General features: G+C 60.3%; 5 protein-coding genes and 1 pseudogene. 1 reads left to right on the forward strand and 5 read right to left on the reverse strand.

All coding sequences use genetic code 11. From position 1 onward, the window contains the following. Positions 1–1166 (forward strand): flavin reductase (locus NW835_RS03790; protein WP_414414565.1); only part of this gene is annotated, 1166 nt, incomplete at its 5' end. Positions 1167–1228: 62 nt separating this feature from the next. On the opposite strand, the gene NW835_RS03795 is transcribed toward NW835_RS03790, so the two are convergent. From NW835_RS03795 to NW835_RS03815, 5 genes and pseudogenes are all read right to left on the reverse strand, one after another. Beyond that, positions 1229–1600, reverse strand: a complete 372-nt coding sequence (locus tag NW835_RS03795; RefSeq protein ID WP_414414566.1) for a hypothetical protein — start codon at positions 1598–1600, stop codon at positions 1229–1231. Between the two features lie 153 nt (positions 1601–1753). Then, the gene (locus tag NW835_RS03800; protein ID WP_414371540.1) at positions 1754–2404 is read right to left on the reverse strand and encodes a precorrin-8X methylmutase; all 651 of its coding nucleotides are present in this window, start codon (positions 2402–2404) and stop codon (positions 1754–1756) included. Between the two features lie 60 nt (positions 2405–2464). Then, positions 2465–2806, reverse strand: a complete 342-nt coding sequence (locus NW835_RS03805; protein WP_414386068.1) for a histidine triad nucleotide-binding protein — start codon at positions 2804–2806, stop codon at positions 2465–2467. Between the two features lie 48 nt (positions 2807–2854). After that, on the reverse strand, positions 2855–3193 hold the full coding sequence (locus tag NW835_RS03810) for a hypothetical protein (protein ID WP_414366521.1): 339 nt from the start codon (positions 3191–3193) through the stop codon (positions 2855–2857). 464 nt (positions 3194–3657) lie between these two features. Continuing rightward, a pseudogene (locus NW835_RS03815) lies at positions 3658–4671 on the reverse strand (flavin-dependent dehydrogenase); the annotation flags it as partial.

Genomic DNA, 4671 nt, shown 5'->3' on the forward strand with positions numbered 1-4671 from the left:
TTGCCTGGGACGAGCATCCCCACCTGCTACAGGCTGACTTTAAGCTCTACTACGACTGCCTCATGGGGCCCAATGCCCGCTCGGTGTTGTCTGCCCTCAAGCGCATGGAGGCCCTGCCACCCATTGCCGCCATTGCCACCGGCCACGGCCCCCTGCTGCGCCATCACTTGTCCGACTGGGTGGAGCACTACCGCACCTGGAGCCTAGAGCAGGCCAAAGCCGAACGAATGGCGGCGGTGTTCTACCTATCGGGCTACGGCCAGGCAGAAGCCTTGGCTCAGGCGATTGCCCGCGGGATCCAAAAAACCGGCGTTGCCGTCGAGCTGGCGGATCTGCGGCTGCTGGATGCCCACGAGGTGCGCGAGCTGATGAGCCTGGCCGCCGGCGTGGTGATAGGCATGCCCCCCCAATCAGGGCCAGATGCGGCCACCACCCAGGTGCTGCTAAAAACCCTCTTGGCCTCTGCCCACAGCAAACAAGGCTTTGGCCTCTTCGAGTCGGGCGGTGAAGATGAGGAGTCGGTCTACCTCTGCCGCAACACGCTGCAGGAACTGGGCGCCAAAGAGGTGTTCCCTCCCATTCTCCTCAAGCAGCCCGTGAACGAAACTCTGCTGCAAGCAGCGGAGGAAGCTGGCACTGATCTAGGGCAATGGCTAACGCGGGATCGCAACATTCAGCAGATGAAAGCCTTGGATGCCGATCTGGATCGCGCCCTGGGCCGCATCAGCAATGGCCTTTACATCCTCACCGCCCGCAAAGGACAGGCCACCAGCGCCATGCTCGCCTCCTGGGTGGCCCAGGCCAGCAGCGATCCGCCAGGGATCAGCGTGGCCGTGGCTAAGGATCGGGCAATTGAGTCCTTCCTACAGGTGGGGGATACCTTTGTCCTTAACGTGTTGCAGGAGGGCCACTACCAGCCCTTAATGCGCCACTTCCTAAAGCGCTTCCCGCCGGGAGCCGACCGCTTTGCCGGCATCAAGACCTACCCTGCCGCTAACGGATCCCCTATCCTTGCCGATGCCCTGGCCTACCTGGAGTGCCGCGTGGTCAGCCGCCTGGAAACCAGCGACCACTGGGTGGTCTATAGCACGCTAGAGGCCGGACGGGTCTCCAGCCCTGAGGGCCTCACCGCCATCCACCATCGCAAGGTGGGAAATCATTACTGAACCCCTGATCCCCCTCCCTGAGGAGAAATAGCTGTCCTGCTGCCGCAAGCACTTCCCCCCTTTCAATAGGACACTCGGTAGACCAGCCCGTTGGCATGTAGAAAAAAAGGGCTACCTTCTCCCAAAGGGATCCCGGCTGGCTGCAGGGGAAAAGGCAGCTCTTCTGGTCTTTGTTCCGCCTTCTGAGAGAGGCGGTAGAAGATCCCCTCGAACCTACAAAAGGGAACCTCCGCAGCAGCATGCTGCTGTTGCCAGCGCTGGTAGGGGCTGAGCCGAGCTTCCCTCCGGTCGATGCCCGGCGGCGCCGGGAGAGCCGGCTGGTCAGCGGGCAGAAGAGCCGCCACTCGACTGGGATCCGTTTGGGCCCACCCTCCCCCGGCCAAGGTCAACGCCAAAAGCCAGCCGCTTCCCCAAACCCAGATCAACTGACGCATGACCGGATCCCCGTTCGACTAGCCGCTTTCCAGGCCACTTCTTCGCTCCGGCGCTGAGAAGATGGCTCTTATCTTGCCAAGGCTGGACGGAGGGAGGAGTGACCGAGATCCCGCTGAAACTGTGATCTGGATTCAAGTGCAGAGCGCTCCCGTCTATCTGGTAACCGATTTGCCGGGAGGGTCTGGGCTACTGGCCTGCACATAGGCCTGCCAAGCCAAGTCCAAAAGTCCATCCAAGACCGCCGCCGCCACGGCAGGGCCGCCCTTACGTCCCTCGGTGCGGATGTGGGGCACCATCGAATCGGCCAGCTCCCGCTTGGCTTTCACCACATCCACAAACCCAGCCGGCGTCGCGATTACCAGGGCAGGGGCCACCTCTTTCTCGGCAATTAACTGCACCAAGGTGGAAAGAGCCGTCTGGGATTGACCAACGATAAAGATGGCCTCAGGATAGCGTTGGGCCAGGGTTTGCAGGCCCCAAGCAGAGCGGGTCTTGTCCCTCTGGGGACGGGTAACAGCTTCGCTGCCGCAGTAGATGGGGTTGGAGAAGGTGTTCTGCACTGCCCGTGCAATGCCCACCTGCACCATTGGCTCGTCCACCACAATGGTGGTGCGCGCCGCCAAAGCCGCCGCCCCCGCCTGCAGCGCCTCGTTGGCGAAACGGAGGAGGTGAAGATATTCAAAGTCTGCAGTAGCGTAAATTACCCGACGCACCACCTCATATTCGGCAGGGGAAAGCTCATGCTTGCCCACCTCCTGATCGATGATCATCAGGCTTTCCGCATCGGTGACATGCCACTCCATTGCCCCTAGACCTCGTGCGCCAGCCGCCTTCCCAGCATTCTAGCTGGGGTAAACCCAGAGCTAGCCTGGCGGCCAGCCCATCGCCCGACCGCCCAGGACGTGGATGTGCAAGTGAAAGACGGTTTGACCGCCATCTTCTCCTTGGTTGATGACCAAGCGATAACCTTTGCTGAGGCCAGCTTCGGCAGCCACCCGCTGAGCCGTCAGCAGCAGGTGCCCTAGCAACGCTTCGTGTTCGGGCTTGGCCTGGGCAATGCCGGGGATAGGCTCCTTGGGCACCACCAAGATGTGGACAGGGGCTTGAGGGGCGATGTCTTTGAAGGCGATGGCCCGCTCATCTTCGTAGACAATCTGGGCCGGGATCTCCCTGCGGATGATCCTGCTAAAAACGGTGTCGCTCATGGGTAGTCACGAACCAATCCTGCCCTTAGCCTACCCGGTTTATGGATCTCATTGGTTGAGCAGCCACTCAAACTCCCGCTGTAAGGATTGAATGTGCCCCACCCGCGAGACCAACAGGGCATCTTCCCCAGCATCCCGAAAGCGAGACCGCCACAAACTCACCAAATCAGGGTTGCTGCACCAAAAGCGGATGACGGTTTCGACCAACTGATCCCAGTCCCAGCCCCGCCGCGCCGGCACCTCCTCCAGGGATCCCAGCAGCGCATCCAGGGTGCACGGGCGGGTGCCCAGGTACTCTACCCCACAAGGCCGCTTTGCCAGCTCCTGCTGCTGACAGAAAAAATCGAGGGCAGGGGCAATGCCGATGATCTCAAAGGTATAAACCATTGGATTCAGTCCTACAGAGTTTTCTCGCGAAAATAGAGATCTTGCCAAAAGAGGCTAGAAGCCCCTCAACCGACTTAAGTTGGGATCCCTTCCCAACCCTCATCGGCCTGAACCTGAATGTTGGTGGATAGTAGGCACTGATTATACTCAACTTGGGCCAATTGCCAAGGCTAAAAAGCAGGTGGACAGAACTCTTTCTCCGCCGGCTACTACCTGGGGATGGATGCTTTGGCACGCAAGCGGGGAGCCTTGCCTGATGAGCGCTCCGGTGAACAATCCTGTGCAGATAAGGGAGAAAACTGCTAGCAAACCAAGGTAGCGAATGCTAGCACTCATCGAGATTTTTTGCGAGTTGATTCTGCCCACATAACAGTCGGCACCCACCTCTCCTACAGACATCAGAGAGACGGTGGTTCCAAGAGAGCGAAAGCCTAGAAACAACTGGTGCGATGAAAGTCTCCGGCCTAGGCCCTTTCTTCTATCCAGGTCGGTATTGGGTTTTGCAGGTTTTGCCCGGCAGGAGAGCTGGGAGCGGGGAGATGAAACTCCAGGCGCGGCTGGCCTACCCCATAGGTGAGGGTGTAGCTCCAGCTCAGGCAGCGCAACCACAGGCGGGGGTAGCGGGACTCCAGCCAGGGTTGCAGGCGCCGCACCAGCTTGGGGAACCAGCCCCGCAGCAGAGCTGAGAGCAAAGCCAGGCCAGTGTAGCTGAAGTAGGTGGGCAGCCAGCGGGCAAAGCCTTCTGCCCCCACTGCTTCCCAGATCCACAGCAGCAGCCGCGGGTTCTGCAGAGCGGCTTTGACGGCCATGCGGTTAAAGGCCAGCCAACCGGCTCGGTCTTTGATAAAGTCGTCCACCACCTCGGGCGGCTCGGTGGTGAGGATGCCGAAAAAGCTGTTGAGAATGGCGTTGATGCGCTCAGGCGGCAACACCTTGCCGGTGGGCACCATCATCCCCCGCGAGAACAACCAAGTGACAGCAGAGTTGCCCTGGTAGGCGCGAACCTGAGCCAAGTCAGAGGCTTTGAGCAGGTCGTGGCGCAAGGCCGTATCCAGCAAATCGCACAGGCGAGAGCAGTTGCGCACCAGGGATCCAAACCCCGTAAAGCTCAAGGGTGATTGCAGGGCTGCCGCATCCCCAATCAAGAGGACGCGGTCGAAGGGCTCTTTGGGAGCTGGCTGCTGGCCGAAGCGTCCGGGGATATAGCCAAAGGTGGCCTTCTTCCACTGCAAGTGCTCCGGGTCGCAGCGGCGGTACTCGGGCAGGATGGTAAAAAAGTCTTCGTACAACTCCAAGAGGGATCCCGGGTTTTCCGGATGCACCTGGTGGTAGTGGAACAGGTAGAAGGTGAGATCCTCCCCTGGCCCAGGGAATAGTTCCCAGATGAGCTGCCGACCGCGGCTGATGTCCCCGTGGCTGGCGAGGATGTCGCCAAATTGGGGATCCCAAACCCCCGGCTCAAACCCCCCTGCAATGGT

The organism is Synechococcus sp. OH2 (assembly GCF_047462155.1).
Taxonomy (GTDB): Bacteria; Cyanobacteriota; Cyanobacteriia; order Thermostichales; family Thermostichaceae; genus Thermostichus.

What these genes read in the sequence shown, in the direction of transcription:
- NW835_RS03795 (WP_414414566.1), bottom strand. Translation starts at nt 1,600, where the DNA reads ATGCGTCAGTTGATCTGGGTTTGGGGAAGCGGCTGGCTTTTGGCGTTG.
- NW835_RS03800 (WP_414371540.1), bottom strand. Translation starts at nt 2,404, where the DNA reads ATGGAGTGGCATGTCACCGATGCGGAAAGCCTGATGATCATCGATCAG.
- NW835_RS03805 (WP_414386068.1), bottom strand. Translation starts at nt 2,806, where the DNA reads ATGAGCGACACCGTTTTTAGCAGGATCATCCGCAGGGAGATCCCGGCC.
- NW835_RS03810 (WP_414366521.1), bottom strand. Translation starts at nt 3,193, where the DNA reads ATGGTTTATACCTTTGAGATCATCGGCATTGCCCCTGCCCTCGATTTT.